Source organism: Streptomyces sp. NBC_01429 (assembly GCF_036231945.1).
In the GTDB taxonomy this organism is placed as follows: Bacteria; Actinomycetota; Actinomycetes; order Streptomycetales; family Streptomycetaceae; genus Streptomyces.
Genome location: NZ_CP109599.1, coordinates 6,134,090 through 6,161,035, shown reverse-complemented (window position 1 = coordinate 6,161,035; position 26,946 = coordinate 6,134,090). Strand labels below are relative to the sequence as shown.

Genomic DNA, 26,946 nt, shown 5'->3' with positions numbered 1-26,946 from the left:
GGGGACCGCGTGCGGCTGTCGGACAGGACCTACAGGTGCGGCAGGATCGCCGGCATCAGGTCCTGGAACGTACGGCCGTTGGCCGGGCTGCCCAGGGCCGTCATCCGCCAGCCCGCGCCCGAGCGGTGGACCTTCGCCATGATCTGCGCGGTGTACTGGCCACCGCCGTCCAGGGTGTAGCGGGCCAGCTCCTGGCCGTTCGTCTCGTCGACGATGCGGCAGAACGCGTTCTGGACCTCCTGGAACGTCTGGCCGGTGAACGAGTTCACCGTGAAGACGATCTGGTCGATATGGACCGGGACCCGCTCCAGGTCGACCAGGATCGCCTCGTCGTCGCCGCCCTGGCCCGCCCCGCCGACCAGGTTGTCCCCGGTGTGCTTGACCGAGCCGTCGTCACTGACGAGGTGACGGAAGAAGACGACGTCGACCGGCTGCTTGTCGGCGAAGAGGACCGCCGAGGCGTCGAGGTCGATCTCGCGCGTGCGGGAGCCGAACAGCCCCCGGCGCGGCGCGGCCTGCCAGCCGAGCCCCATCCGCACCGCGGTCAGGGTGCCGCCGCCCTTCTTCTCCAGGCTGATGGCCTGCCCCTTGGTCAGATTGACCCCAGGGCCCCCGGGCGCACTGCCCTTGGATACGTCCGCCACGCGCTGTCCCCTTCTCGAATGGTCCCCCGCAACCGTCCGTGTGCGGTTGTGCGGAACCCTACGCAGAGGCGTGGCGGACGCAGCAGGCCCGAGCCTGTTTTGTGGCGTTCTTGCAACACACCCGATGTCCCGGCGTGTCAGGCGAGTCCCGCCTCCCTCATCTGCCGCAATTCCTTCTTCAGCTCGCCGACTTCGTCCCGGAGCCGGGCGGCCACCTCGAACTGCAATTCGGCGGCGGCGGCCCGCATCCGGTCGGTCATCTCCTCGATGATCCCGGCCAGTTCGGCCGCGGGCCGGTCCGTGACCACCGCGCCGGAGGCGCCCGCCCCGCCGCCCTTGCGGCCGGCCTTGGCGCCGAGCGAGGGCACCGGAGTCCTGGCGGGCTTGCCGTCCTTCGTCTGCCGGTAGCCGGTGCCGAGCAGCGCCTCCGTGTCGACCTCCTCACGCGCGATGGTCGCGACGATGTCGTTGATCTTCTTGCGGAGCGGCTGGGGGTCGATGCCGCGCTCGGTGTTGTACGCGATCTGCTTCTCGCGGCGGCGGTTCGTCTCGTCGATGGCCTGCTCCATCGCCGGGGTGATCCTGTCCGCGTACATGTGGACCTGCCCGGAGACATTGCGCGCCGCCCGGCCGATGGTCTGGATCAGCGAGGTGCCCGAGCGCAGGAAGCCCTGCTTGTCCGCGTCGAGGATCGCCACCAGCGAGACCTCGGGGAGGTCGAGGCCCTCGCGCAGCAGGTTGATCCCGACCAGGACGTCGTACTCCCCGGCGCGCAGTTCGCGCAGCAGCTCGATCCGGCGCAGGGTGTCGACGTCGCTGTGGAGATAGCGCACCTGGATGCCCAGCTCCAGGAAGTAGTCGGTGAGGTCCTCGGCCATCTTCTTGGTGAGGGTGGTCACCAGGACGCGCTCGTCCTTCGCGGTGCGCTCGCGGATCTCGTGCACCAGGTCGTCGATCTGGCCCTCGGTGGGCTTGACGACGACCTCCGGGTCGATGAGTCCGGTGGGGCGGATGATCTGCTCGACGAAGCCGTCGGAGCGGGACATCTCGTAGGTGCCCGGGGTGGCGGAGAGGTAGACGGTCTGATCGATCCGCTCCTGGAACTCCTCCCACTTCAGCGGCCGGTTGTCGAGCGCGGACGGCAGCCGGAAGCCGTGGTCGACCAGGGTCCGCTTGCGGGAGGCGTCCCCCTCGTACATCGCGCCGATCTGCGGCACGGTGACATGGGACTCGTCGATGACCAGCAGGAAGTCCTCGGGGAAGTAGTCGAGGAGGGTGTTGGGCGGGGAACCGGGGTCGCGGTCGTCGAAATGCATGGAGTAGTTCTCGATGCCGGAGCAGGAGCCGATCTGCCGCATCATCTCGATGTCGTACGTCGTCCGCATGCGCAGCCGCTGGGACTCCAGCAGCTTGCCCTGCTTGTCCAGCTCGGCCAGCCGGGATTCCAGCTCGCGCTCGATCCCGTTGACCGCCTTCTCCATGCGCTCGGGTCCGGCCACGTAGTGGCTGGCGGGGAAGATGTACAGCTCCTGGTCGTCGCTGATGACCTCGCCGGTGAGCGGGTGCAGCGTGGAGAGCGCCTCGATCTCGTCGCCGAACATCTCGATCCGGACGGCCAGCTCCTCGTAGACCGGGAAGATCTCGATGGTGTCGCCGCGCACCCGGAAGGTGCCGCGCGTGAACGCCAGGTCGTTGCGCGTGTACTGGATGTCGACGAAACGGCGCAGCATCTGGTCGCGGTCCATCTCGGCGCCGACCTTCAGCGGCACCATGCGGTCCACGTACTCCTGTGGGGTACCGAGGCCGTAGATGCAGGAGACCGAGGCGACGACGATCACGTCGCGGCGGGTCAGCAGCGAGTTGGTCGCCGAGTGGCGCAGCCGCTCCACCTCGTCGTTGACGGAGGAGTCCTTCTCGATGTAGGTGTCCGACTGCGGGACGTACGCCTCCGGCTGGTAGTAGTCGTAGTAGGAGACGAAGTACTCGACGGCGTTGTTGGGGAGCAGCTCGCGGAACTCGTTCGCCAGCTGGGCGGCGAGCGTCTTGTTCGGCGCCATCACCAGGGTGGGCCGCTGAAGCTTCTCGATCATCCAGGCGGTGGTCGCCGACTTGCCCGTGCCGGTCGCGCCGAGCAGGACGACGTCCTTCTCACCCGCGCGGACACGCCGCTCCAGGTCGGCGATGGCCGCCGGCTGATCGCCACTGGGCTGGTAGGAGCTGACGACCTCGAAAGGCGCCACCGTACGTTCGATCTTGGAAACGGGCCGCATGGATCCACCGTACGACCCCGCACTGACAGTCGGGCGATTCCGGACTGCGGACCGCCCCCGGGACCCCGCCGGCTCACCAGTCGTGGAGGTCCTGGGAGCCGTGCCGGGGCCGGGCGGAGCGGGCGGCCGCCCGGTCGGCGGGCTCGCGGTGGGGCGAGCGCGCCCGGGACCGCTGCGCGGGCACGCCCGTGTGATCGCACGGACCGGGAACGGCCGGTGCGGGACGCTCCTCCCGGTCCCGGCCAGCCACCAGGAACGGATCGAACAGCACGGCCACCCCGGCCAGCAGCAGGAAGACCGCCGGGCCGATCAGCATCGGGATGAGCAGTTCGGTGGCCGGTTCGCCGCCGGGGGCGGCGTTGACCTCCGCGAGATGGACGTGGACGGCGGACATCCCCGTGTAGTGCATGCCGGTCGACGCGACGCCCATCACCAGGCTGGCGGCCAGGCCGGCCAGGAAGCCGCGGTGCGAGACGACGACCCACAGCGCGGCCGTCGCGGCGGCGACGGCGATCAGGACGGAGAGGGTGACGGTCGCGATGTCGTAGTCGACGCGCCCGTTCACCCGCATCCCGGCCATGCCGAGGTAGTGCATGGTGGCGATGGCCAGGCCGGTGATGATGCCGCCGGTGACCAGCGCCATCCGGGTCGAGCCCCGGTAACCGACGATGAAGATCCCGATCCCGACCATGATGATCCCCACGGCCAGACTGGCGAAGGTCGTCGGCGCGTCGTACCCGATCGGCGCCTCCGCGACGGAGAAACCCGTCATCGCGATGAAGTGCATGGTCCAGATGCCCGAACCGATCGCGGCCGCGCCCAGGGCGAGCCCGCCCGGCTTCCAGGAGCTGTGGGCGCGCAGGGATCTCACGGTGCAGCGCAGGCCGAGCGCCGCGCCCAGGCAGGCCATGAGAAAGGCCGCCACGGGTGTGACGAGGCCGTAGCTGAATCCGTCGATGGTGCCCTGCATAGTGGTGTGCCCTTCGCCCCTTGTGCTTACTGTACGGATGCGCTGGTTCCGGGAGGGTAGGACGGCAAGCACGTGAATCAAACAGATGTCTGCCGATTTGTCGATATGACCTTGGCCTCATTCTGGTCCGCGCCCCGTCCGCACCCTCGATTCACGCCTCTCACGAGCACGAGGAGTTCCCGTTGAAGACACGATCCTCGGTGACAGTGGCCGCCGTGCTGCTGAGTGCCGCGTTACTGGTCGCGCCGGGCGCCGCCACGGCCGCCGGGCCCGACGGGGAGGCGGGCGCGCGGCACGGGCGCCCGCTGGTCATCGCGCACCGGGGCGCCTCGGCGTACGCGCCCGAGAACACGCTCGCCGCCGTCGACAAGGCCCATGAGCTGGGCATCGACTGGGTGGAGAACGATGTCCAGCGCACCCGGGACGGCGAGCTGGTCGTGATCCACGACGACACGCTGCGGCGGACCACGGACGCCGAACGGGTCTTCCCCGACCGCGCCCCCTGGAAGGTCGAGGACTTCACCGCGGCGGAGATCGCGCGGCTGGACGCGGGCAGCTGGTTCGGCGAGCGGTGGGCGGGCGCGCGGGTGCCGACCCTGAGCCAGTATCTGAGGACCGTCGAGGCCAACGGGCAGAAGCTGCTCCTGGAGATCAAGGCGCCCGAGCTGTACCCGGGCGTCGAGGGCGACATCCTGCGCGTGCTGCGCGCGGAGGGCTGGCTGGACCGCTCGCACGTCGCGCGGAGGCTGGTCGTCCAGAGCTTCTCGGCGGACAGCGTCCGTACGGTGCACGAACGGCGGCCGGAGATCACGACGGGCTTCCTGGGCACGCCCGAGGCGGCCGACCTGCCCGGGTACGCCGCGTTCACGGACCAGATCAATCCGTCGCACACCTCGCTCACCGCCGGGCAGGTCGCGGCGGCGCACCGGCTGAAGGGGCCGCACGGCAAGCCGCTCACGGTGCACACCTGGACCGTCAACGACGCGGCGGGCGCGGTGCGGGCCAGGGATCTCGGGGTGGACGGGATCATCACCAACAACCCCGACGTGGTGCGGGACGCGCTGGGCCGGGCCGGGAGCGGCTGAGCCGGGGGAAGGGGCGGCCGGGCGGCCGTCCGGGCCGGTTGTCAGTGGCGGCCCGTACCGTGGTCCGCATGAACGAGTACGGGGAGTCGCGGCCTTCGGTGGAGTGGGCGGTGACGCCGAGCGACATCGGGCCGCTGCTGCTGGCCGCGACCCGGCGGGGGCTGGTGAGCGTGGTCTTCCACGCCCGGGGGCCGGTGCGGGAGCGGGCGCTCGGGCGGATAGCCGGCCGGCTGGGCGCCGAGCCGGTCGCGTGCGCGTCGGGGCTGCTGGCCGAGCCGATACGCCGGCTGTCGGCGTATTTCGCGGGCGAGCCGCTGGAGTTCGGGCTGCCGCTCGACTGGTCGCTCTCCGCCGGCTTCAACGAGCGGGTCCTGCGCGAGCTGGCGTCCGGCGTTCCGTACGGCACGGTGGTGGGATACGGCGAGCTGGCGGAGCGGGTGGGGCGGCCCGGGGGCGCGCAGGCCGTGGGTGCGGCGATGGGCTCCAACCCGCTGCCGGTGGTGGTGCCGTGCCACCGGGTGGTGGAGAGCGACGGCGGGCTCGGCGGCTTCGGCGGCGGACTGGAGACGAAGCGGCGGCTGCTGGCGCTGGAGGGCGTGCTGCCGGCGCCGCTCTTCTGAGCCCACGGCCTACCGGCCCCACGGGTTTCCGAGCCCACGGGTTTCCGAGCCCACGAACCTGTGGCCCGATTCATGAATTTTACCCTCACTTGTCCGTATTCCTTGCCGGACTTAGGCTGAGGGTGGAGCACCACCGCGCGTACGGCCCGGCGGAGTCGGCGCACCGGCACCCCCGTACCCCTTGCCCGTACGCGGCCCTGGCCGGACCGCCCGAGCGGTAGCAGACTCCATCCGGACCGAGTCATCCGCTGGACGAGCAGATCCGAAGGGACGGCGAACCGGCATGAGTGGTGGAAACAAGGCGGTCGCTTACATCAAACCGGGCATCGTGGACGTGAGAACCACGGAGTATCCGACGCTCCAACTCCAGGACGGGCCGGGGGTGGCCCGGGACAACATCGGGCGCACCTGCCGGCACGGGGTCATCCTCAAGGTCCTCGCCACCAACATCTGCGGCAGCGACCAGCACATGGTGCGTGGCCGCACCACCGCGCCGGAGGGGCTGGTCCTCGGCCACGAGATCACCGGAGAGGTCGTCGAGTGCGGCCCCGACGTCGAGTTCATCACGGTGGGCGATGTCGTCTCCGTGCCCTTCAACATCGCCTGCGGGCGCTGCCGCAACTGCAAGGAGCGGCAGACCGGTATCTGTCTGAACGTCAATCCGGCCCGGCCGGGCGCGGCGTACGGCTATGTCGACATGGGCGGCTGGGTCGGCGGTCAGGCCGAGTACGTGATGGTGCCGTACGCGGACTTCAATCTGCTCCGCTTCCCCGACCGGGACGCGGCCCGCGAGAAGCTGCTCGATCTGACGATGCTGTCGGACATCTTCCCGACCGGCTTCCACGGCGCGGTGACCGCCGGTACGGGCGTCGGTTCCACGGTGTACGTGGCGGGTGCGGGCCCGGTGGGCCTGGCGGCCGCCGCCTCGGCCCAGTTGCTCGGCGCCGCCGTCGTCATCGTCGGCGACCTCAACGCGGAACGGCTCGCCCAGGCCCGCAGCTTCGGCTGCGAGACCGTGGATCTCACCCAGGGCTCGGTCGAGGACCAGATAGCCCAGCTCCTCGGCGAGCCCGAGGTGGACGCGGCGGTCGACGCGGTCGGCTTCGAGGCGCGCGCCCACGGCCGGGACTCCGAGGAGGCCCCGGCGACCGTCCTCAACTCCCTGATGGGCGTGGTGCGGGCGGGTGGCGCGCTCGGCATTCCGGGGCTGTACGTCACGGAGGACCCGGGCGGCGTCGACCAGGACGCCAGGACCGGGACGCTGAAGGTGCGCCTCGGCCTCGGCTGGGCGAAGAGCCACCAGTTCAGCACGGGCCAGTGCCCGGTCATGAAGTACCACCGGGGGCTGGCGATGGCGATCCTGCACGACAAGGTCCATATCGCCAAGGCGGTCAACGCGACGGTGATCTCGCTGGACGACGCGCCGCGCGGCTACGCGGAGTTCGACCACGGCGCGAGCCGGAAGTACGTGCTCAACCCGCACGGCGCGCTCGACGGGGTGCAGGCCGCCTGACCGTTCCCGGGCCGCCGCCGGAGCCGTCCGGCGGCGGCCGACGTTTGCGCGGACCTCGCGCGCGCCATGGATGGGGACATGCCAGACACATCGCACCGCGCCGCGTCGCGGTTGTCACCCGAGGTACGTGAGGCGTTCGCCACGGGCCGTCCCGTGGTCGCCCTGGAGTCGACGATCATCGCGCACGGACTGCCGCGCCCGCGCAATCTGGCGGTCGCGGAGGAGCTGGAGTCGCTCGTTCGGGAGGGTGGCGCCGTGCCCGCGACGGTGGCCGTACTGGACGGCCGGCCCCAGGTGGGGCTGGTCAAGGACCAGTTGGAGCGGATCGCGGAGGACGACTCCGTGCGCAAGCTGGGCCACCGGGATCTGGCTCCCGCGCTCGCGGCGGGCGCCAGTGGGGCGACGACCGTCTCCGCCACGGCGTTTCTGGCCGCGCGCGCCGGGATCCGGGTCTTCGCGACGGGCGGGCTCGGCGGGGTGCACCGCGGCTGGACCAAGACCCAGGACGAGTCGGCGGACCTGCGGCTGCTGGCGACGGCCCGGATCACGGTCGTCTGCGCGGGCGTCAAGTCGATCCTCGACGTACCGGCCACGCTCCAGCGGCTGGAGACCCTGGGCGTGACGGTCCTGGGGTACGGGACGGATCGTTTCCCCGGCTTCTACCTCGCCTCCTCCGGCGAGCCCGTCGACTGGACGGTCCGTACCCCCGAGGAGGTCGTCGCGGTGATGGACGCGCGGGACGGGCTCGGCGGCCCGGAGTCGGCGATCATCGTCGCCAACCCCGTACCCGAGTCGGAGCAGCTGGATCCGGCGCTGCACGACCGGGTCCTCGCCGAGGCGCTCGGCGCCTGCCGGGAGCGGGGCATCGGCGGGCAGGCCGTCACCCCGTTCCTGCTGGAGGAGTTGGCGCGGCGCACCGGTGGCGCGTCGCTGGAGGCCAATCTCGCGGCGGTGCGCGGCAATGTACGGCTCGCGGCACGGATCGCCGTGGCCCGCGCCGCGGCGGTCCGGTGAGCGGCAGTCCGGTGAGCGGCAGTCCGGTGAACGGCGGGGCGCTGCTGGTGATCGGGGACGTGGTCACGGATGTGGTGGCCCGGCACCGTACGCCGCTCGCCCACGGCACCGACACGGTGGCCGAGATCCGTACGCTGCCCGGCGGCGCCGGGGCCAACGCCGCCTGCTGGGCGGTGCGCGCCGGATGCGCCGACGTACGGCTGCTGGCCCGGGTGGGCGCGGACGCCCACGACTGGCACGAGGAGCGGCTGCGGCGGGCGGGGGTACGCACACATCTCGTGCGCGACGAGAAGGAGCCGACCGGAACGGTGATCTGCCTGGTCGACGCCGCCGCGGAACGTACCCTGCTCACCGACAGCGGCGCGACGCTGCGGCTGACGCCCGCGGACTGGTCGCCGGCCCTGCTGGAGGGGGTCGGCCGGCTGCACCTCTCCGGCTATCTCTTCTTCGCCGCGACCACCAGGGAACTGGCCTCGGCCGCGATGGAATCGGCGCGGGAGCGAGGGATTCCGGTGAGCGTGGATCCCGCTTCGGCCGGATTCATCGAGGAGTTGGGCGTGCCTCGCTTCCTGGCGGCCGTCGCGGGCGCGGAAACGCTTCTCCCCAATGCGGACGAGGCACGGCTCCTCACCGGCCGGACCGACCCCGAGGACGCAGCCGCCGAACTGAGCCGACGGGTACCGCTCGCGGTGGTGACCCTCGGCGGCGCCGGCGCGCTGGTGGCCGAGGCGGGCGCGGTCACGGCACGGCTGCCCCCGGTCCCGGCCGAGGCGGTGGACTCGACCGGCGCGGGGGACGCCTTCACCGGCACCTTTCTCGCCTCCCGGCTCAGGGGCTCCACGCCCGCGCGCGCCGCGGCGGCGGGGTGCCGGGCGGGCGCCCACGCGGTGACGATCCCGGGCGGACGGCCGCGGACGCCGTGACCCCCGGGGCGTACGGCGGTGCGAAGCGAGCCGTCCCGACCGGGTCAGTCGCCGCCGCCCCGGCCGAAGCCGCCCCACGCCGGGTGCCGCGGATCGTCGGTCCGTACCACCACGTCGGCGGCCTCGGCCGGGGCGACCTCGGCCTCGTACCTCTCGAAGGCCGGAAGCGTCCAGCGCTCCGCCTCCGCCGTGCGCCGCCGGAGCGCGCCCGGGGAGAGCCGCAGATGCACCGTGAGGTCGAACGGGAACCAGTGCCCCATCAGCAGCGGCCCGTGCACCACCAGCACACCGCCGGGCGGCAGTTCGGCGCGCGGGCTGCGGGTCGCCCGGTCGGTGGCCGGGTCCCAGAGGTCGGGCAGGACCAGCCCCGTACCGCCGGGCTCCAGCGGTCCGAGGACCTCCCGCCAGAGCGCGCCGGTGTCGAACCAGCCGCCGTAGTACGTGTCGGGGTCCTCGCGCCCGTACTCGAAGCGCAGCGAGGCGGGACGCAGGAAGCCGCCCGTACCGACCACCAGCACCGAACGGCCGCGCAGCCGCAGTGCCTCGGCCAGCGCCTCGGCCCGCTCACCGGTCCCGGCGGCCGGTGCTCCGTCCACGGCGACGCGCGGCCAGGGACCGCCGTCCGCCGTCGCGGCGCTCAGCACCCGCTCGGCGAGGGTGTCGGTCAGCCGCTCCCAGGTGATCGCTTCAAGTCGCACCCGGCCATCTTCGTCCAAGGGACTCCCGAAGGGCGGCGGGCGACAGCGCGGGCCCGAAGCCGGGGTACAGCGGGTCCGGAGGCGCGGCAGGTCAGCCGATCTCCACCGGAAGCGTCTGTTCCGCCCAGATCGTCTTACCGGCCGCGCCCTGCCGGGTGCCCCAGCTCTGGGTGAGCTGGGCGACCAGGAGCAGCCCCCGACCGCCCTCGTCGGAGACGCGTGCCCGGCGCAGATGAGGGGCGGTGTTGCTGCCGTCGGAGACCTCGCAGATGAGGCTGCCGTCGTGGATCAGGCGCAGCTGAATGGGCGCCTCGGCGTAGCGGATGGCATTGGTGACCAGCTCGCTGACCACCAGTTCCGTGGTGAAGACCGCTTCCTCCAGCCCCCAGAGGGCCAGCTGCTCCGAGACGTTTCTGCGCGCCTCCGCCACGATGGCCGGATCGCAGGCCAGCTCCCAGGTCACCACCTGGCTCGTACCGAGCGCGCGGGTACGGGCCAGCAACAGGGCGACGTCGTCGGCCGGGTGGGCCGGGAGCAGTGAGCCGAGGACGGTGTCGCAGATGTCCTCCAGCGGTGCGGCGGGCCGCGCCAGGGCGGTGCGCAGCGCGGCCAGCGTCTCGTCGGGGGCGCGCTCGCGCGACTCGATCAGGCCGTTGGTGTAGAGGGCGAGCAGGCTGCCCTCGGCCAGCTCCACCTCGACGCTCTCGAAGGGCAGTCCGCCCAGCCCGAGCGGGGGTCCGGCGGGCACGTCGAGGAATTCGACTCCGCCGTCCGGGCTGACCACGGCGGGCTCCGGGTGTCCGGCGCGGGCCACGGAACAGCGGCGGGAGACCGGGTCGTACACCGCGTAGAGACAGGTCGCTCCGACATCCCCGCTGATCTCCCCATCGATCTCGCCGCCGGACTCCCCCTCGGCGCCGGCGCCGCGGCCGCCCGCCGCCTCGGCGGAGAGGTGGGTGACGAGATCGTCGAGATGGGTGAGCAGTTCGTCCGGGGGAAGATCGACGTCGGCGAGGGTGCGTACGGCCGTACGGAGCCGGCCCATCGTGGCCGAGGCGCGCACGCCATGTCCGACCACATCGCCCACGACCAGGGCCACCCGCGAGCCGGACAGCGGGATCACATCGAACCAGTCGCCGCCCACCCCGGCCCCCGTGTCGGTGGGCAGGTACCGGAAGGCGGCCTCGACCGCGACGTGTTCGGGCAGCGCCGCCGGCAGCAGGCTGCGCTGGAGGGCGAGGGCGATCTCGCGTTCGCGGGTGTAGCGGCGGGCGTTGTCGACGCAGACGGCGGCCCGCGCCGTTATCTCCTCGGCGAGCAGCAGATCGTCCTGCTCGAAGGGGTCCGGCCGGCGGTGGCGGGAGAAGGTGGCCACGCCGAGGGTGGTGCCGCGGGCCCGCAGCGGGACGGCCATCGTGGAGTGGAAACCGAAGGCGCGTATCGTCGCGGCCCGGTCCGGATCCTGGCTCGCCCAGCTCATCGTGCCGGGCTCCGTCACCCTCTCCAGGAGCGCCTTTCCGCTGCTCAGGGACTTCGCGGGGGGTGTCGAGCGCGGATAGACGGCGGTCTCGCCCAGCGGAATCACCAGCTCGGGGCAGCCCTCCAGGACCGAGCCGCAGGCGACGCGGCGCAAGGTGACCTCACCGCTGAGCGGGCCGGGCGGCGGTTCGCCGCCGTCGGTGACGGCGGGCAGCAGATCGACGGTGACGAAGTCCGCGAGGAGGGGAACCGACACGTCGGCCAGCTCCTGGGCGGTGCGTCCGACGTCGAGGGTGGTGCCGATCCGGGTACTGGCCTCGTTGACCAGCAGCAGCCGCTGCCGGGCGACGTACTGTCTGGTCCTGTCGTGTGCCGCCACGATCACACCGCGCACCCGGCCGTCGGCGGCCCGCATCGGAGCGATGGAGAGCGACCAGACGAGTTCGCGCGCGTGGCCCTCCATACGGGTGGGCAGTTCCAGCTGCTGCGCCTCGCCGGTCTCCACCGCCAGCCGCATATGCCGCTCGATGTCGTCGGCCACGGGTCCCGGCGCGAACTCCGACAGCCGCAGCCCGCGGATGTCCTTCTCGGCGACGCCCATCACGCGTTCCACGCCCTCGCTCGCGTGCCGCAGCCGCAGCTCCGTGTCGTAGATGCCCTCCGCGCACGGGGACTGGGCGAAGGACTGCTCCAGCAGCTCGGCGTCCAGTTCGTCGTGGGCCGGGTCCAGGGCCGATCCTTCGGGACGGGAGACGAGGAGCCACTCGCGGGCGCCGTCCCGCGCGGTACGGGGGTGGGCCAGCAGGGGTACGTCCAGGGGGATGCCGTCGCGGTGCCGCAGCGTCACCGTCCCCTTCCACCGGCCCCGCTCGTCCAGGGTCCGCAGGGCCTGCGCGACGTGGTCGGGAAGGGGGGCCGAGACGGCGAGGAGCCGGGCGGCGGGGCGGCCCACGATCTCGGAGCGGCGGTATCCGAGCAGCGCGCGGGCGCCCGCGCTCCAGCCGGACACGATGCCGCGCGCGTCGACCGTGGCCGTGGCCGCGTCGGCGACCGAGGCTGTCGTGTCACCGTCCGTGACCGCTTCCGTATCCGTAGACGCCTCCGGTCCCGTCATCGCCGCTCATCCCACCCGTCCCCCCCCCCCGTTCTCCTCTGTGGGAAAACATGACATCAGGTGTGAATCTTCCCTTTTTACCCCGACTGGAAACGAGCGCGCACGCGGCGTACGCGGAGCGCGCGCACTGGTCCGCACACCGGCCCGCGCCCGCTCACTCCCCACGCAGCGCCTTCGCGAGCACCCCGTCGCCCACCACCTCGATACGCCCGTCCCGCACCCCGTCAGCGACCGTCAACGACCCCTCGCTCAGCTCGCGGCAGGCCACCGCGTCCAGCACCAGGCAGGCGTCGGGGCGCCCGGCCGGACCGTCCCCGTACACCCCTTCGCTCCCGTGCACCCCTTCGGTCCCGTCGACCCCTTCACCGGCGGGACCCGCCGCCCCGAGCCGCAGATGGAACACCCCTTCGTCGAGGCGCACTTCCACCACACCCTCCGCCTGCGGACCGGCCGGCCCCGACAGCGCCCGCAGCAGCGGCACGGCGAACCAGTGCGCCCGTACGGCATCGGTCGGCAGGCGCTCGCGCAGCGCGGGCGCGCCCCACTCCGCCAGCGCCCCGAGGACCGGCAGCAGCCCGCGCCCGCGCTCGGTCAGCTCGTACACGTACGCGGCGGCGGGCGGGGGCAGCTTGCGGCGCGTGGCCAGCCCGTCGCGCTCCATGTCCTTGAGCCGGGACGCGAGGACGTCGGTGCTGACGCCCGGCAGATCGGCGTGCAGATCGGTGTAGCGACGGGGGCCGGCCAGCAGCTCCCGCACGATCAGCAGGGTCCAGCGGTCGCCCACGGCATCGAGGGCACGGGCGGCGGCGCAGTACTGGTCGTAGCTTCTACGGCGTGGCATGCGACTCAGTTTAGACATGTCGTTGGACTTTCCAAGCTCGCGCTTGGTAAAACCAAGTATCGCACCAAGGTCTGGGAGGCCACCGCATGGAATTCCGGCAGTCGAGCAAGCTGAACGAGGTCTGCTACGAGATCCGCGGCCCGGTCATCGAGCAGGCGGACGCACTGGAGGAGGCGGGCCACAGCGTGCTGCGCCTGAACACCGGGAACCCCGCGCTCTTCGGTTTCGAGGCGCCGGAGGAGATCGTCCAGGACATGATCCGGATGCTGCCCAAGGCGCACGGGTACACGGACTCGCGCGGCATCCTCTCCGCTCGCCGCGCCGTCGCCCAGCGCTACCAGACCCTGGGGCTGCCCGATGTCACCGTCGACGACGTCTTCCTGGGGAACGGCGCCTCCGAGCTGATCGCGATGTCCGTGCAGGCGCTGCTGGAGGACGGCGACGAAGTCCTGATCCCGGCCCCCGACTTCCCGCTCTGGACGGCGGTCACCACGATGGCCGGGGGCCGGGCCGTGCACTATCTGTGCGACGAGTCGGCGGACTGGTACCCGGATCTGGACGACATGGCCGCGAAGATCACCGACCGGACGAAGGCCGTCGTGATCATCAACCCCAACAACCCCACCGGCGCCGTCTATCCGCGCGAGATCGTCGAGGGCATCCTCGATCTCGCCCGCCGCCACCAGCTGATGGTGTTCGCCGACGAGATGTACGACCAGATCGTCTACGACGACGCGGTTCACCACACCGCCGCCGCCCTCGCCCCCGACCTGGTCGTCCTGACCTTCAGCGGGCTGTCGAAGACCTACCGCGTGGCGGGTTTCCGCTCCGGCTGGCTGGTCGTCTCCGGCCCCAAGCAGCACGCGCGCAGCTACCTCGAAGGGCTCACGATGCTCGCTTCGATGCGCCTGTGCCCCAACGCGCCCGCCCAGTACGCCATTCAGGCCGCCCTCGGCGGTCGCCAGACCATCAAGGAACTGGTCGCGCCGGGCGGCAGGCTCCACGAACAGCGCGACCGGGCCTGGGAGAAGCTCAACGAGATCCCCGGCGTCTCGTGCGTGAAGCCCAAAGGCGCGCTGTACGCGTTCCCCCGGCTCGACCCCAAGGTCCACAAGATCCATGACGACGAGCGGTTCGTCCTGGACCTGCTGCTGCGCGAGAAGATCCAGGTCGTCCAGGGAACGGGCTTCAACTGGCCGCGCCCCGACCACTTCCGGATCCTGACGCTGCCGTACGCGGACGATCTCGACGCCGCCATCAGCCGTATCGGCCGGTTCCTCAGCGGCTACCGGCAGTGAGAGGGCGGCGAACGGGCAGAGAAAGGAGCGGGCCCGGGGGCGTAGCCGGCCTCCCGGGCCCTGAGATGCCACCCATGTCGCACACCGGCACGTTTAAGAACCCAGGTCAGTCATGAAGTCGCCGCGTCCTGCCTTTGGACCACCGCGCATCGAGCTGCGCAGGCCGGACTTGAACCGGCATTTCGACGTCCGGGGCCTGGGCCCGTTCGTTCCGGCGATCGGCGGCGAATACTGAATCTGGAGCAAGAGTCTGAGATTGAACGCGGTCCGCTCACCGGCGGTACCGCGCCTTCACGACAAACTTCAGTTTCAGCTTGCGCTCCTCGCGCGCCCCGGCACGCCACAACAGACGGCCGGGGAGTCATGAAGGCTACCCGAACAGGTAGCCGAACACCGCGTCTCCCACCCGCTGGTCGGTGACGTCGGCGCCGTTGGCCTCCTCGCGGGCGAACTTGACGGCCTGCTGGAGCTTCTCGACCCGGTCGAGCAGCTCGTTCACCCGGCGGGCCGGCAGCGCTCCGCTGAATTTCACCGTGGTCCAGTAGCCGACCGGTATGTCCTCGTAGTACACCTCGACCTGCGCCGGGTGCTTCTCCGTGGCCTCCGCCTTCACATGGTTGCGCGGCACCTTCTTCGTACGGAGCGTCCGTACCGCCTCCGTCTTCCACGCGTCCGTCGACGGGTCCTGGCTCCAGGACTCCGACGCGTCCAGCACCGGCAGCTTGCGCACGAAGGCGTTGAGCTCCGTCAGCTGCTTCTCCAGGAAGAGCAGATAGGCGACCGGCACCTCACCGACCAGCACCCGCCCGTCGACGGTGACATCGGCGCGCGCCGAACAGTTGGCCCAGTCCTTGGTGGCGGTCACATCGAACAGCCTCGTCAGGGTCTTGGCCGTCTCGCGCAGTACGTCCTCGGCCTGGACCTGGACCCGGGTGGACTCGGGAGGAAGCTGCTCGCCCTCCTCGTCCTTGGCCTGGTACGTACGGGAGATTCCGGCCAGCAGCGCCGGTTTCTGGAGACCGTGCTGAACGGCCGTCAGGTCTTGGTGCGCCTTGGCCTTGACGCCTTTCTCCACTGCGATGATCTGATTCAATTTCGCCACGTCCGGACATTAGCAAGGCCGACAGGGCAGTTCGAACGAATAATCGGCCTCAACTCCCGGGCCGGCCCCCGTCGCAACTCCCGGGCGGCGTCCGCCCAACTCGCGGGCCGATGTCCGCCCAACTCCCGGACCACGTTGGTATGGACCTGCCAATAGTCCTCCGCTACGCTCCGGCTGACAGTGCCCGAGAGCGCTCTCACGCACCTGCTGCTCCACCCCCACCACGCTGGAACCAGAAGGGCTCACCCCCATGAGACGTACGACAGTCATACGCACCGGTCTGTCCGCCCTCCTCCTCGTCGGCACCTGGGCGACCGCCGGATTCGCCCCCGCCCTGGCGGCCGCCCCCACCGCCGCCCCCGCCGACGACGCGCCGGCCTCGGCCGGAATGCTCTCCGCCATGCAGAAGGACCTGGGGCTGACGGCCGGACAGGCCAAGGCCCGGCTCGCCGCGGAGAAGACCGCGACCGCCGTGGAAGGAAAGGCCGTTCGCGCGGCGGGGTCGTCGTACGGCGGCTCCTGGTTCAACCCGGACAGCAACAGCCTGACGGTCGCCGTCTCCGACTCCGGCAAGGCCGCGGCCGTACGGGCGACCGGCGCGACCGTGCGCGTGGTGAAGCACAGCGCGAGTCAGCTCGACGCGGCCAAGTCGAAGATCGACAAGCTCGGCGCCTCCGCACCCGACGGCATCGCCGGCTGGGGAGTCGACGCGAAGACCAACCAGGTCGTGGTGAACGTCGTCGCCGACCAGCGGAACGACAACGATGTCCGCGCCTTCGTGGCCCGCGCCGAGAAGGCCGGCCCCGTCACCGTCGAGGAGACCGCCGAGGCGCCCAGCACCACCGCCGCCGGCACCGTCGGCGGCGACCCGTACTACACGGGCAACGTCCGCTGTTCCATCGGCTTCTCCGTCCACGGCGGCTTCGTCACCGCCGGTCACTGCGGCGGCACCGGCGCCTCGGTCAGCGGCTGGGACGGCTCGTACATCGGCAACTTCCAGGGCTCGACCTTCCCCGGCAACGACTACGCCTGGGTGAACGTCGGCAGCGGCTGGTGGACCGTCCCCGTCGTCCTCGGCTGGGGCACCGTCTCCGACCAGCTGGTCCGCGGCTCCAACGAGGCCCCGGTCGGCGCCTCCATCTGCCGCTCCGGCTCCACGACCCACTGGCGCTGCGGCACCCTCCAGGGCAAGAACATCACCGTCAACTACGGCAACGGCGCGCTCGTCTACTCGCTGACGCAGACCAGCGCCTGCGCCGAGGGCGGCGACTCCGGCGGCTCCTTCATCAGCGGCGACCAGGCCCAGGGAGTCACCTCGGGCGCCTCGGGCAACTGCAGCAGCGGCGGTAACTCCTTCTACCAGCCGATCAACCCCATCCTGAGCCGCTACGGCCTCACCCTCCACACCGCCTGACCCGCACACCCCGATCCCCGCGCCGGAGCCGGGGGTACGGAACGATCGCACGCGCGACAGCGCCGCCGACCGCCCGTACCCCCGGCTCCGGCCGTGTCACGGGCCGGGCGGGACCCCCGCCCTGCGCGTACGATCTTCAGCATGTCGCCGGAGCCACCGTACGGACCCTCGGCCGTATGGGCAGTTGAGGAAACGGGCACGTCGGGCCGTGCGCCCCGGGCGGCGGACGCTCCGGGCCCGGACGCCGGGCAGCGGACCGTGCTGTACGCGGTGCGGTCGGCGACCGCGCTGAACCGGCTGCTGGACGCGGTTCCCGTGTTCGCCGGGGACCATCGGGTGCGGCCGCGGTTCACGCTCGTGCCCGGGTCCGACTTCGGTACGGACGCGCTCGCGGCGCTCGACGGGGTCGGCGCGCGTACCGTGCCGTGGCCGGAGGCGGTGCGGGGCGGGCACGATCTGGTGGTGGCGGCGAGTCCGAACGGGCCGCTGGACGAGCTGCCGGGGCCACTGGTGCTGCTGCCGCACGGGGCCGGGTTCAACAAGCGGCTGCCGCACACCTCCGGGGACGATTCCGCGTCCGGCCTGCATCCGCGGCAGCTGCTGCGCGACGGGACTCCGCTCGCGGCGCTGCACGCCCTCGCGCACCCCGACCAGTTGGCCGCGCTCGCCAGGCGGTCACCCGCCGTGGCGGAGCGGGCCGCCGTCGTCGGGGATCCGACGCTGGACCGGATCCTGGCCTCCGGGCCGCGTCGGGAGCGGTTCCGCGAGGCGCTGGGAACCGGGGGGCGGCGGCTCGTGGCCGTGGTGTCCACCTGGGGTCCCGAGTCGCTGCTCGCGCGCCGGCCGGGGCTGCCGCGACGGCTGACGGCCGAACTGCCCTACGACGCCTACCAGGTGGCTCTCGTCGCGCATCCCAACGTCCACAGCGACCTCGGCGAGTTCGCGCTGCGGCAGCGGCTCGCGCCCGCGCCGGAGTCCGGGCTGCTGCTGGCGCGGCCCTACGAGGAGTGGGCGGCGGTCCTCGTCGCCGCCGACTGCGTCCTGACCGACCACGGATCCACGGCGCTGTACGCGGCGGCCCAGGACCGGCCGGTGATCGGCTGCTACGAGGGCGGTACGGAGCTGATCCCGGCCAGCCCCATGGCCGGCCTCCTCGCCCGCGCGGCCCGCTGGTCGGACCAGGAGCCGCCCGACGCCCAGATCGAGGCCGCCGTCACCGCCCACCGTCCGGGGGACGGCACCGCGCTCGCCGCCACGGCCTTCGCCGAGCAGGGGCGCTCGCTGGAGCGGTTGCGCGCCCACTGTTACGCGCTGCTCGGGCTCGATCCGTACCCCGGGCCCGTCCCCGCGCGTCCGCTGCCCGTGCCACGGATCCCGGCGCGGCGGCCGACCGCTCTGGTGGCGTTCGTCGACACGGCCGGAACCACCGTGTCGGTGACCCGCCATCCGCTGGACGGAGGGCCGCACGGCGGACATGTGGTGGCGGAGGACGGCTTCTCGACGCTGAACGAGATGCGGAGCGCCGGGCTCATCCACCGGCGCGCGCGGCGGCCGCGCACGGGCGTCGACGCCATGGCCGATGCCGTCGCCGACGCCGTCGCGGGCTGGACCGCGGGTTCCTGGACCGCCCATGCTCTGGCGGAGTTTCCCGGCTGCCGGACCGCCGCTGCCGTCCTCGCGCCCGGCCACTGCGTCCTGCGCCGCCGCGAACCGCCGTACGCCGACGGACCGGCGCTTGTCTCCGTACGGATCGCCGCCGCCGGCGCGGCGGGGGGCGAGCCGGTGGTACGGCCCGATCCCGCCGCCGTGCTCTCCGGCGTCCACGACTGGCTGGAGGCGAACCCGGCCCCCCGCCTGCCCGTGACCCTCGACTGCGTGGTGGGAGGCCGGCCGGTGACGGTGCTGCTGGCGTACGGGACGGACGGGAGCGCGGGCGCGGAACTCTGACCGCGCCCGCTTCAGACCTCGCCCACCTCTGGCCCAGCCCGCTCCAGATCACGCCCGCCTCTGGCCCCGCCCACTTCAGACATCGCCCCCCCCCGCTGACCGCTTCCGGCCGTGGCGGGTTCAGCGCGTGTCCGGCGCCGCCCCCGCCCGTACCCGCAGCTCGTGCGCGCGGGCGCGGTACGCCTGCGCCGCCTGCCGGTCACCGCTCTCCTCGGCCAGACCGGCGAGTTCCTCGCCGAGCACGGCCTCGTCGTACGTCGAGCCGCGCCGCCGCTCCAGCTCCAGCGCCTTCTCCAGCGCGGCCACCGCGCGGTCGGGCCGGCCCAGAGCGCGCTGGATACGGCCGAGTTCGGCCTCGCAGCGCGCGGTCATCCGGTCGTGGCGCAGCTCGCGCGCCAGCCGGAGCGCGGTGTCCGTCTCGGCCCCGGCCTCGGGCAGCCGGCCGGCGGCGCGCAGGGTCCTGCCGAGCAGGAAGCTCTGGAGGAGGACGCCGTAGTCGTTCGGGACCGGGAGGGCGCGATGGATGTCGCGGGACTGCCGGAAGAAGTCGACGGCCCGGTCGGGCTCGCCGCGCCACACGAGGAACTTGCCCCGGAACTCCAGCGCCGACGCGTGCGGTTTGGTGCCGGGGACGATCGCCTCGGCCGACCGTACGGCCTGCGCCGTCTCCGTGTCCGCCTCGCCCGCCCGGCCCCCGGACCAGAGCGCCTGGGCCAGCTGGCAGCGCAGCCGGATCAGCGCGTCGGCTCGCTCACAGCGCTGGGCGGCGTCGCGGCCCACGGTGAACGCGCGGATCGCGTCGTCATGATTGCCGTGGTCCTCGTAGTGCTTCCACAGCGGCTCGCACAGCGACCAGGCGTGGGTGTCCTCGCCGAGGTCGGCCGCGATCCCGACCCATCCGTACAGCGCCCTGCGTTCGGCGTCGAGCCAGCTCCGCGCGTCCGGCTCGTCCGCGAACGGCAGGTCGGGCGCGTACGGCAGCTCAGGAACGGGCTCGGCCCGCCGCATCCGTTTCGCCGCTATCGTGCGGTCGGCCCGCTCCGCCTGGCGGCGGTACCAGAGGAGAAGCCTGCGCAGCCCCTCCTCGGCCTCGGCGGGGTCGCCGTGCCGGTCCGCGCAGCGCGTGGCGTGGGCGCGCACCAGCCCGAGCAGGCGGAAGCGTCCGCCGCCGTACGCGGGTGACGCGGAGGGCGACATCTCCAGCAGCCCGGCCCGCACCAGCGCGCCGAGCGCGTCCTCCGCGTCGTCGAAGCCCGTGCCGAGGAGGGCGGCGGCGGCCTCGGGCGTGATGTCGTAGCCGGGGTGCTGGGGCAGCAGCCGGTAGAGCAGCGCGGCGGGCGCGGGCAGCTCCTCGTACGTCGTGTTCCAGACCGCCTCCACCACGGGCAGTCCCCTCTCCTGGAGTTGGGACGTGAGGTCCGCGACGAGCCGCTCCATACGTCTGGTGGGGTGCTCGTGGAGCAGGGTGCCCACCGCGCGCAGGGCGGCGGGGAAGCCTTCACAGAGGCGGGCGAGCGCGGCCGTCGTCCGGGGGGACTCGTCGGGCCGTACGGCGGTGACGATCTTGCGGAGCGCTTCGGAGCTGTGTTCGTGGGAGAGCGGCCCCAGCGCGAGCCCGATCGCGCCGCGCGCCTCCAGTCCGGGCAGTCGCCGCTGTCCGGTGACGAGGACCAGCGCGTCGGCGGAGTGCGGAAGCAGGGTGGTGATCTCGTCGGCGGACCACGCGTTGTCGATGACGAGCGCCGTGCGCGCGCCCCGGGTCTTCTCCGCGTACAGCTCGACCAGCGCGCGGTACTCCCCCGGCAGCCAGCTCTCCGCCACTCCGAGGCGGCGGAGCCGGTGTCTGAGGATCGCCTCGGTGTCGACGGATCCGGCGGTGCGCCACTCGTCCAGGTCGATGTAGGCGCTGCCCGCGGTGAAGCGGGGGGCGAGTTCGTGGGCGAGCCGGACGGCCAGCGCGGTCTTGCCGATGCCGCCCACTCCGCTGAACACGACGGTCAGCGGACGTACGAGGGGGGATGCGCGCCGCTCGTCGAGGGCCCGCAGGACCCGGGCGCGCTGCTCGTCCCTGTTCTCGAACGGCTCCTCCTCCAGCGGAAGCTGATGGTCCGCCGCCGTCGGCAGTACGGCCACCGCCGCGTCGGGCCGTCCTCCGGCGGCCGGGCCGTGGAAGTGGAGATGCTGGGTGAGGGTACCGATCTCCGCCGCCTGCACGGCGGAGCCCGCGCTGACGTCACCGCTGAACACCGTTGTCCCGGGGGCCAGCTCGCCCAGCAGCTCGCGCAGCTCGGCCGCCGCGTCCGGGTCGGCCCGCAGGGTGCGGTGCAGCCGGTCGCGCCACTCGTCGTGCAGGCGGCGGGCGGTCTCCTCGTCGTTGTCCCGGCGGGCGGCGGCGAGTGCGGCGCGCGCCGACTCCAGGTCGGAGCCCACCGCGTCCGGGGTGGCGGCGGAGGAGCGCCGCGCGCCGAAGAAGCGCGCCATCCGGTCGCGGGCGCGCGTCCAGCCGTCCGTCGCGACCTCCTGGAACAGCGCCGTCACGACCGCCGTCGCCAGCGCCACCAACTCGGCTTCCACCGCGCCCCCTTCGACCGCCGTTCCGTACGGACATCCGAGCCTACCGGTCACCTCCCCAGCAGGGCCGCGAGTGCGCCCACCGGGTCGGTGTCGGGGGTGCCGCGCGGCCACCAGTCCTCCCGGTCGCGGTCCGACTCGTATCCGTACCAGAGGGCGTCTCGGCCGAACCGGAGCTGGAGGGACCGGGTGGAGAGCCGGTTGCGCCAGGGGCGGAAGTGCGGGAAGTCCGCCGCGACGAGCGCCGGACGGGCCCGGTCGAAGGGTCCGGCCGGCGGGTCCCACGCCTCTTCCAGTACGACGAGTCCCGCCGGGCCGCCCTGGCGCCAGGCCGCGACGGCGCGGGCCAGATCGGTCGGGGTGCGGTCGAGGGCCGCCGCCAGATCGCGGTAGAGGGCGCGGGTGGAGGCGGCGAGTCCCGAGCCGGGGTGGGCGGCGGCCAGGCGCACCGCGTCCTGCCAGGGGGTGAGCGCGCCGACGGGGTCGAGCCCGGTGGTGAGGAAGGTGTGCGCGCGGGCCGCGGCCTCGGTGGCGAGCAGGTCGAGCGCCAGCGGATCGGGCGCGCCGGTGACGTGCGGGTAGGCGGGCGGCCTGCCGGGCAGCGCGGGGACGGGGAACGGTGGCGGGAGCGCCCGCGAGGTGCGCGGGGCGAGGACCTCGTCGGCCGCGACCGTGGGCATGGGCGGTGCGGTCGCGGCCCGTTCGGTGGCGGAGCGGGCGGCGTTGCGGCGGGTCAGGTCGGCGAGGACCTCGCGTTCGCCCCGGCCGCGCATCAGGAAGAGGACGAACGGGTCCTCGTCCAGGAGCCGGGCCGTCTGGTAGCAGAGCGCGGCGGCGTGCTTGCAGGGGTAGCCGTCGTCGGGGCAGGAGCAGTCCGGTGTCAGATCACCGGCGGAGGGCAGCAGGTCGGCCGAGGCCGCGAGAGTGTGCGGCATGTCCTTGTCGAGCAGGGCGGCGATGTGGTCGGGGCGGGCCGCCGCCGTGTCGAGGAGGTCCTCCCAGTCGGCTTCGCCGAGGGTGCGCAGCCGGATCTCCGTGCGGTAGGGGCGGGGCCTGGAGCCGTGGACGTACGCCATGACCCGGCCGGGGGTGACGGTGATCGCGTCGACATGGCCCCCGTCCGCGTAGCGGCGCCCGCGCTGGAGCCTGGCCGGGTCGAGAGCGCTCTCCTCCATGGACTCCACCCAGGCGTTGCCCCACCAGGTGGCGGCGAAGTCGTCCTGCGCGCCGGGCCTCGGGGGCAGGGCGGGGAAGGTACGACGGCGGTCGTCGTGCCGGGGCGTGCGCCGCGTCTTCACGAGGGCCTCCGCAGGGAGACCAGGTCGCCCAGTTCCCGGTCGGTCAGCTCGGTCAGCGCGGTCTCGCCCGAGCCGAGGACGGCGTCGGCCAGCGCCCGTTTGGAGACGAGCATCTCGGCGATCCGGTCCTCGACGGTCCCCTCCGCGATCAGCCGGTGGACCTGCACGGGCTGGGTCTGGCCGATGCGGTAGGCGCGGTCGGTGGCCTGCTCCTCCACGGCCGGGTTCCACCAGCGGTCGAAGTGGACGACATGGCCGGCCCTGGTCAGGTTGAGACCGGTGCCCGCCGCCTTCAGGGAGAGGACGAAGACCGGGGTCTCGCCGGACTGGAACCGGTCGACCATCCGTTCACGCTCCAGCACGGGCGTACCGCCGTGGAGCAGCTGGGACGGGATCGCGCGGGCCGTGAGGTGGGCGGAGAGCAGCCGCGCCATCGACACGTACTGGGTGAAGACCAGCACCGAGCCGTCCTCCGCGAGGATCGTGTCGAGCAGCTCGTCCAGCAGGGCGAGCTTGCCGGAGCGGCCGGTGAGCCGGGCCGCGTCCTCCTTCAGATACTGCGCCGGGTGGTTGCAGATCTGTTTGAGGGAGGTGAGCAGCTTCATGACGAGACCGCGGCGCGCGATGCCCTCGGCCGCCTCGATGGCCGCCATCGTCTCGCGGACGACTGCCTCGTACAGCGACGCCTGCTCCCGGGTGAGGGCGACGGGGTGATCGCTCTCGGTCTTCGGTGGCAGCTCGGGCACGATGCCGGGGTCGGACTTCTTCCTGCGCAGCAGGAACGGCCGCACCAGCCGGGCCAGCCGCTCCACCGCCTCCTCGTTCTCCGCGTCCTTGACGTCGGCGTTCCTGGCGTTCTCGACGTTTTCCACGATGCGGGCGTGGCGGGAGCGGAACGCCTTGAGCGGACCGAGCAGCCCCGGGGTGGTCCAGTCGAGCAGGGCCCACAGCTCGGAGAGGTTGTTCTCGACGGGGGTGCCGGTCAGCGCGACCCTGGCGGGCGAGGGGATGGTGCGCAGCGCCTTGGCCGTGGACGAGAACGGGTTCTTCACGTGCTGGGCCTCGTCGGCGACGGTCATCCCCCAGGAGTGCGCGGCGAGCGCGTCGGCGCTGGAGCGCATCGTGCCGTACGTGGTGAGCACGAAGCCCTCCGAGACGCCGTCGAGGGTGCGTCCGGCGCCGTGGTAGCGGTGTACGGGCACCCCGGGCGCGAAGCGGGTGACCTCCCGCTGCCAGTTGCCGAGGAGGGACGCCGGGCAGACGACCAGCGTCGGCGCGGGGCGGGCGCGGTGCAGATGCAGGGCGATGACCGTGATGGTCTTGCCGAGGCCCATGTCGTCAGCGAGGCAGCCGCCGAGGCCGAGGGAGGTCATCAGGTCCAGCCAGGCCAGCCCGCGCAGCTGGTAGTCGCGGAGCGTGGCGGCGAGCGCGGGCGGCTGGGGAACGGTGGCGGGTCCGGCGAGGAGCCGGTCGCGCAGCGCCGCGAGCGCGCCCGTCGGCACGGCCTGGACCGTCTCGCCGTCGACCTCGGCGGTGCCGGTGAGTGCGGCGGCCAGCGCGTCGACCGGCTCCAGCAGGCCCAGCTCCCGCTTGCGTGCCTTGCGCACGAGGGCGGGGTCGACGACCACCCACTGGTCGCGCAGCCGCACGATCGGGCGGTGCGACTCGGCGAGCGCGTCCATCTCCCCCTCGGTGAGGGGATCGCCGTCGAGCGCCAGCTGCCAGTTGAACTTGAGCAGTTCCTCGCTGTCGAAGAACGGCGTGCCGTCCGTCGCGGAGCCCGGCGCGGGCCTGACGACCGCGGCGGCGGTCAGCGTGCGGGCCAGCTCCCTGGGCCAGTGCACGGCGACCCCGGCCGAGGCGAGGCGGGCGGCGCCGGGGCCGAGCAGCTCGTACAGCTCGTCCTCGGAGAGCGGCAGCGCGTCGGGGATGTCGCGCTCCAGGAGCCGCGCGAGCGGGGACCAGACGCGGGCCGCCCGGCGCAGCGCGAGCATCGCGTCGATCCGGGCGCGCGGTCCGAAGCTGTCGGCCTTCTCCCCCGCCCAGAGCGCGGCCGCGTCGATGACCAGGGTCGGATCGGCCAGGCTGTGGATCTGCACCAGGGCGGCACCGGCCCGGCGCACGGCGTCGTCCGCCTCGGCGCCCCCGGGGTAACGGCGAGCGGAGCCGGCGTCCCGGTCCCTGTCCGCCCCTTCGCTGTCCGCCCGTTCCTCGTACGTCGCGGGCGCCGGGGCGGCCACCGCTTCCGCGTGGTCGAACAGCTCGTACGCCGACAGATCGAGCCGCAGCGAGACCCGCACCCCCGCGTCCATCCCCGCCGCCGCCTCGGCGGCCCAGGTCCTGGCCCCCGGGAGATGCTGCCCGGCCCGCGCCGCGAACGGAGCGCCCGCCGCGTGGGCGGCGGCCGGGGTACGCGGCAGGGAGTCGGCCACGGCGTCCAGGAAGGCCCGCACCAGCGCCTCCGGGTCGGGCAGCCGGAACGGGGCCTCGCGCGTGAGCGGTACGGCGTGCGCCTCGGGTGGCATGGCGGCGGCGATGGCCCTCAACTGCGCGATGTCGTCGGCGTCGAGCGGGCCGGCCCGCCAGGCGTCGTGGTCCGACGCGGTCAGCCCGGGAAGCAGCCGGCCGCGCGCGGTCAGGTGCAGCGCGTGCAGCGCGGCGGCGCCCCAGCACGCGGCGGCGGGATGCGCGGACCTGTCGTGCCGGGCGCGGACCAGCAGCGGGAGCGCCTCGGCGACGGACAGCAGAACGGCGGGCACCGTGCGCGCCCGCACTCCCTCTTCCCCCTCGTCCCGTACGACCGTCAGCTCTCCCGCGCCGAGCCCCGCCGGGGCCACCTCGCCCTCCTCGCCCGGCGGCCGGGGCGGCGGGCCTCCGTCCGGCGCGTCCGGGGACCGGAACGGGTCCGGGGACCAGAAGGCGACGCGTCCCTCGCGCGGCAGTCCGGCGGGCAGGAAGACGGCGGCCCGGCCCGCCGGAACGGCGAACTGGTTCATGGTCGTCGACTCCCTCCCGCCAAGGCCCGCCGGACCTGGGGCCGCTGGGGCACCCAAGATCCGATTACCTCTGCGAGTCTAGGCGGGGGGTCTGACAGTCGGCCCTGACCAGCGGCTTCAGCGCCGGGGCGGCACCGGAGCCGACCCGGCCGCCGCGGTCTCCTCGTCCACGGCCGGGGCCGGTTCGACCGGCGAGGCACCGGCCGGGACGGCAGGTTCGACCGGCGGCACGAGGTCGGTGGGCGCGGACGGTGCTGGTGGCGTCGCGGGTGCCGCGGGTGCGGAAGTGGCCGCGGAAGTGGTTTCGGCTCCCGCTCCCGCCCCCGTCGCCCCCGTCGCCTGCACGGCTCCCGAGACCGCCTGCACTGCCTGTACCGCCTCGGAAGGCGTCGCCCGCTCCAGGAAGCGGAGCAGCTCGACGGGGAACGGCAGGACCAGCGTGGAGTTCTTCTCGGCGGCCACGGCCACCACGGTCTGCAACAGCCGCAGCTGGAGCGCGGCCGGCTGGCCGGACATCTGCTTGGCCGCTTCGGAGAGCTTCTTCGACGCCTGTAGCTCCGCGTCCGCGTTGATCACCCGGGCGCGGCGCTCACGGTCCGCCTCGGCCTGGCGCGCCATGGACCGCTTCATCGTCTCGGGCAGCGACACGTCCTTGATCTCGACGCGGTCGATCTGCACGCCCCAGCCGATCGACGGGCTGTCGATCATCAGCTCCAGGCCCTGGTTCAGCTTCTCGCGGTTCGACAGCAGGTCGTCGAGATCGCTCTTGCCGATGATCGACCGCAGCGACGTCTGGGCCATCTGGGACACCGCGAAGCGGTAGTCCTCCACCCGGATCACCGCGTCGGCCGCGTCCACGACCTTGAAATAGATCACCGCGTCGACGCGCACGGTGACGTTGTCGCGCGTGATGCCGTCCTGTGCCGGGACCGGCATCGTCACGATCTGCATGTTGACCTTGCGCAGCTTGTCCACGAACGGGACGACCGTCGTGAATCCGGGTCCCCGGACGCCCTCGCGCAGCCGGCCGAGGCGGAAGACCACGCCTCGCTCGTACTGTTTGACGACCCGAGCGGCTGCCATCGCGTACAGAGCGCACGCGCAGAGCACCGCTATGACCGCGATGACCAGTTCCTCGACCATGATGGG

19 protein-coding genes are annotated in these 26,946 nt (G+C 72.8%); 8 read left to right on the top strand and 11 right to left on the bottom strand.

Annotated elements, in window-relative coordinates; translation table 11 throughout:
- Window positions 1-29 precede the first annotated feature (29 nt).
- The 3 genes from OG627_RS27075 to OG627_RS27065 all read right to left on the bottom strand — a co-directional run bounded on the left by OG627_RS27075 (window position 30) and on the right by OG627_RS27065 (window position 3,884).
- Entirely contained in the window at window positions 30-596 is a 567-nt protein-coding gene (locus OG627_RS27075; protein WP_329073027.1) for a TerD family protein, read from the bottom strand.
- A 185-nt stretch (window positions 597-781) separates the two neighbouring features.
- Window positions 782-2,914: an excinuclease ABC subunit UvrB gene (gene uvrB / locus OG627_RS27070; RefSeq protein ID WP_329069394.1), complete on the bottom strand. Its 2,133-nt coding sequence runs from the start codon at window positions 2,912-2,914 to the stop codon at window positions 782-784.
- Window positions 2,915-2,987: 73 nt separating this feature from the next.
- Window positions 2,988-3,884, bottom strand: coding sequence for an MHYT domain-containing protein (locus OG627_RS27065; protein ID WP_329069392.1), 897 nt, complete (start codon window positions 3,882-3,884; stop codon window positions 2,988-2,990).
- Window positions 3,885-4,066: 182 nt separating this feature from the next.
- On the opposite strand from OG627_RS27065, the gene OG627_RS27060 reads away from it, so the two are divergent.
- The 5 genes from OG627_RS27060 to OG627_RS27040 all read left to right on the top strand — a co-directional run bounded on the left by OG627_RS27060 (window position 4,067) and on the right by OG627_RS27040 (window position 9,039).
- Entirely contained in the window at window positions 4,067-4,969 is a 903-nt protein-coding gene (locus tag OG627_RS27060) for a glycerophosphodiester phosphodiesterase (RefSeq protein ID WP_329069390.1), read from the top strand.
- A 68-nt stretch (window positions 4,970-5,037) separates the two neighbouring features.
- On the top strand, window positions 5,038-5,589 hold the full coding sequence (locus OG627_RS27055; RefSeq protein WP_329069389.1) for a methylated-DNA--[protein]-cysteine S-methyltransferase: 552 nt from the start codon (window positions 5,038-5,040) through the stop codon (window positions 5,587-5,589).
- 283 nt (window positions 5,590-5,872) lie between these two features.
- Entirely contained in the window at window positions 5,873-7,102 is a 1,230-nt protein-coding gene (fdhA, locus tag OG627_RS27050) for a formaldehyde dehydrogenase, glutathione-independent (RefSeq protein WP_329069387.1), read from the top strand.
- A gap of 78 nt (window positions 7,103-7,180) precedes the next feature.
- Entirely contained in the window at window positions 7,181-8,116 is a 936-nt protein-coding gene (locus OG627_RS27045) for a pseudouridine-5'-phosphate glycosidase (RefSeq protein ID WP_329069385.1), read from the top strand.
- An 11-nt stretch (window positions 8,117-8,127) separates the two neighbouring features.
- Window positions 8,128-9,039: a carbohydrate kinase family protein gene (locus tag OG627_RS27040; protein WP_329069383.1), complete on the top strand. Its 912-nt coding sequence runs from the start codon at window positions 8,128-8,130 to the stop codon at window positions 9,037-9,039.
- A 44-nt stretch (window positions 9,040-9,083) separates the two neighbouring features.
- Here the strand turns inward: OG627_RS27040 and OG627_RS27035 are convergent, their stop codons facing one another.
- The 3 genes from OG627_RS27035 to OG627_RS27025 form a co-directional block, all read right to left on the bottom strand.
- Window positions 9,084-9,737, bottom strand: coding sequence for a uridine kinase (locus OG627_RS27035; RefSeq protein WP_329069382.1), 654 nt, complete (start codon window positions 9,735-9,737; stop codon window positions 9,084-9,086).
- A gap of 91 nt (window positions 9,738-9,828) precedes the next feature.
- Complete coding sequence (locus tag OG627_RS27030; protein WP_329069381.1) at window positions 9,829-12,330, bottom strand: SpoIIE family protein phosphatase; 2,502 nt, start codon at window positions 12,328-12,330, stop codon at window positions 9,829-9,831.
- Between the two features lie 154 nt (window positions 12,331-12,484).
- Window positions 12,485-13,189: a winged helix-turn-helix transcriptional regulator gene (locus OG627_RS27025; RefSeq protein ID WP_329069379.1), complete on the bottom strand. Its 705-nt coding sequence runs from the start codon at window positions 13,187-13,189 to the stop codon at window positions 12,485-12,487.
- 68 nt (window positions 13,190-13,257) lie between these two features.
- Between OG627_RS27025 and OG627_RS27020 the strand changes: the two genes are divergently transcribed.
- Entirely contained in the window at window positions 13,258-14,469 is a 1,212-nt protein-coding gene (locus tag OG627_RS27020; RefSeq protein WP_329069377.1) for a pyridoxal phosphate-dependent aminotransferase, read from the top strand.
- Window positions 14,470-14,839: 370 nt separating this feature from the next.
- Here OG627_RS27020 and OG627_RS27015 read toward each other — a convergent pair whose 3' ends face one another.
- On the bottom strand, window positions 14,840-15,571 hold the full coding sequence (locus tag OG627_RS27015; RefSeq protein ID WP_329069375.1) for a DUF7873 family protein: 732 nt from the start codon (window positions 15,569-15,571) through the stop codon (window positions 14,840-14,842).
- 250 nt (window positions 15,572-15,821) lie between these two features.
- On the opposite strand from OG627_RS27015, the gene OG627_RS27010 reads away from it, so the two are divergent.
- Both OG627_RS27010 and OG627_RS27005 read left to right on the top strand, forming a co-directional pair.
- Window positions 15,822-16,985 carry a S1 family peptidase gene (locus OG627_RS27010; RefSeq protein WP_329069373.1) on the top strand — a complete coding sequence of 388 codons (1,164 nt, stop codon included), beginning with the start codon at window positions 15,822-15,824 and terminating at the stop codon, window positions 16,983-16,985.
- A gap of 141 nt (window positions 16,986-17,126) precedes the next feature.
- Window positions 17,127-18,932: a translation initiation factor 2 gene (locus tag OG627_RS27005; protein ID WP_329069371.1), complete on the top strand. Its 1,806-nt coding sequence runs from the start codon at window positions 17,127-17,129 to the stop codon at window positions 18,930-18,932.
- A 120-nt stretch (window positions 18,933-19,052) separates the two neighbouring features.
- Here OG627_RS27005 and OG627_RS27000 read toward each other — a convergent pair whose 3' ends face one another.
- The 4 genes from OG627_RS27000 to OG627_RS26985 all read right to left on the bottom strand — a co-directional run bounded on the left by OG627_RS27000 (window position 19,053) and on the right by OG627_RS26985 (window position 26,940).
- On the bottom strand, window positions 19,053-21,506 hold the full coding sequence (locus tag OG627_RS27000; protein WP_329069369.1) for a tetratricopeptide repeat protein: 2,454 nt from the start codon (window positions 21,504-21,506) through the stop codon (window positions 19,053-19,055).
- 47 nt (window positions 21,507-21,553) lie between these two features.
- Window positions 21,554-22,801, bottom strand: coding sequence for an SWIM zinc finger family protein (locus OG627_RS26995; protein ID WP_329069367.1), 1,248 nt, complete (start codon window positions 22,799-22,801; stop codon window positions 21,554-21,556).
- A complete protein-coding gene (locus OG627_RS26990) occupies window positions 22,798-25,797 on the bottom strand; it encodes a DEAD/DEAH box helicase (protein WP_329069365.1) in 3,000 nt (999 codons plus the stop codon). The genes OG627_RS26995 and OG627_RS26990 overlap by 4 nt, the downstream gene beginning before the upstream one ends.
- Before the next feature lie 117 nt (window positions 25,798-25,914).
- Entirely contained in the window at window positions 25,915-26,940 is a 1,026-nt protein-coding gene (locus tag OG627_RS26985; RefSeq protein WP_329069363.1) for a slipin family protein, read from the bottom strand.
- Window positions 26,941-26,946: the final 6 nt, after the last annotated feature.

Excerpts from the sequence above, each read along its gene's own strand:
- uvrB (WP_329069394.1), bottom strand. The coding sequence starts at position 2,914 with ATGCGGCCCGTTTCCAAGATCGAACGTACGGTGGCGCCTTTCGAGGTC.
- OG627_RS27065 (WP_329069392.1), bottom strand. The coding sequence starts at position 3,884 with ATGCAGGGCACCATCGACGGATTCAGCTACGGCCTCGTCACACCCGTG.
- OG627_RS27055 (WP_329069389.1), top strand. The coding sequence starts at position 5,038 with ATGAACGAGTACGGGGAGTCGCGGCCTTCGGTGGAGTGGGCGGTGACG.
- fdhA (WP_329069387.1), top strand. The coding sequence starts at position 5,873 with ATGAGTGGTGGAAACAAGGCGGTCGCTTACATCAAACCGGGCATCGTG.
- OG627_RS27045 (WP_329069385.1), top strand. The coding sequence starts at position 7,181 with ATGCCAGACACATCGCACCGCGCCGCGTCGCGGTTGTCACCCGAGGTA.
- OG627_RS27030 (WP_329069381.1), bottom strand. The coding sequence starts at position 12,330 with ATGACGGGACCGGAGGCGTCTACGGATACGGAAGCGGTCACGGACGGT.
- OG627_RS27025 (WP_329069379.1), bottom strand. The coding sequence starts at position 13,189 with ATGTCTAAACTGAGTCGCATGCCACGCCGTAGAAGCTACGACCAGTAC.
- OG627_RS27020 (WP_329069377.1), top strand. The coding sequence starts at position 13,258 with ATGGAATTCCGGCAGTCGAGCAAGCTGAACGAGGTCTGCTACGAGATC.
- OG627_RS27010 (WP_329069373.1), top strand. The coding sequence starts at position 15,822 with ATGAGACGTACGACAGTCATACGCACCGGTCTGTCCGCCCTCCTCCTC.
- OG627_RS27005 (WP_329069371.1), top strand. The coding sequence starts at position 17,127 with ATGTCGCCGGAGCCACCGTACGGACCCTCGGCCGTATGGGCAGTTGAG.
- OG627_RS26990 (WP_329069365.1), bottom strand. The coding sequence starts at position 25,797 with ATGAACCAGTTCGCCGTTCCGGCGGGCCGGGCCGCCGTCTTCCTGCCC.
- OG627_RS26985 (WP_329069363.1), bottom strand. The coding sequence starts at position 26,940 with ATGGTCGAGGAACTGGTCATCGCGGTCATAGCGGTGCTCTGCGCGTGC.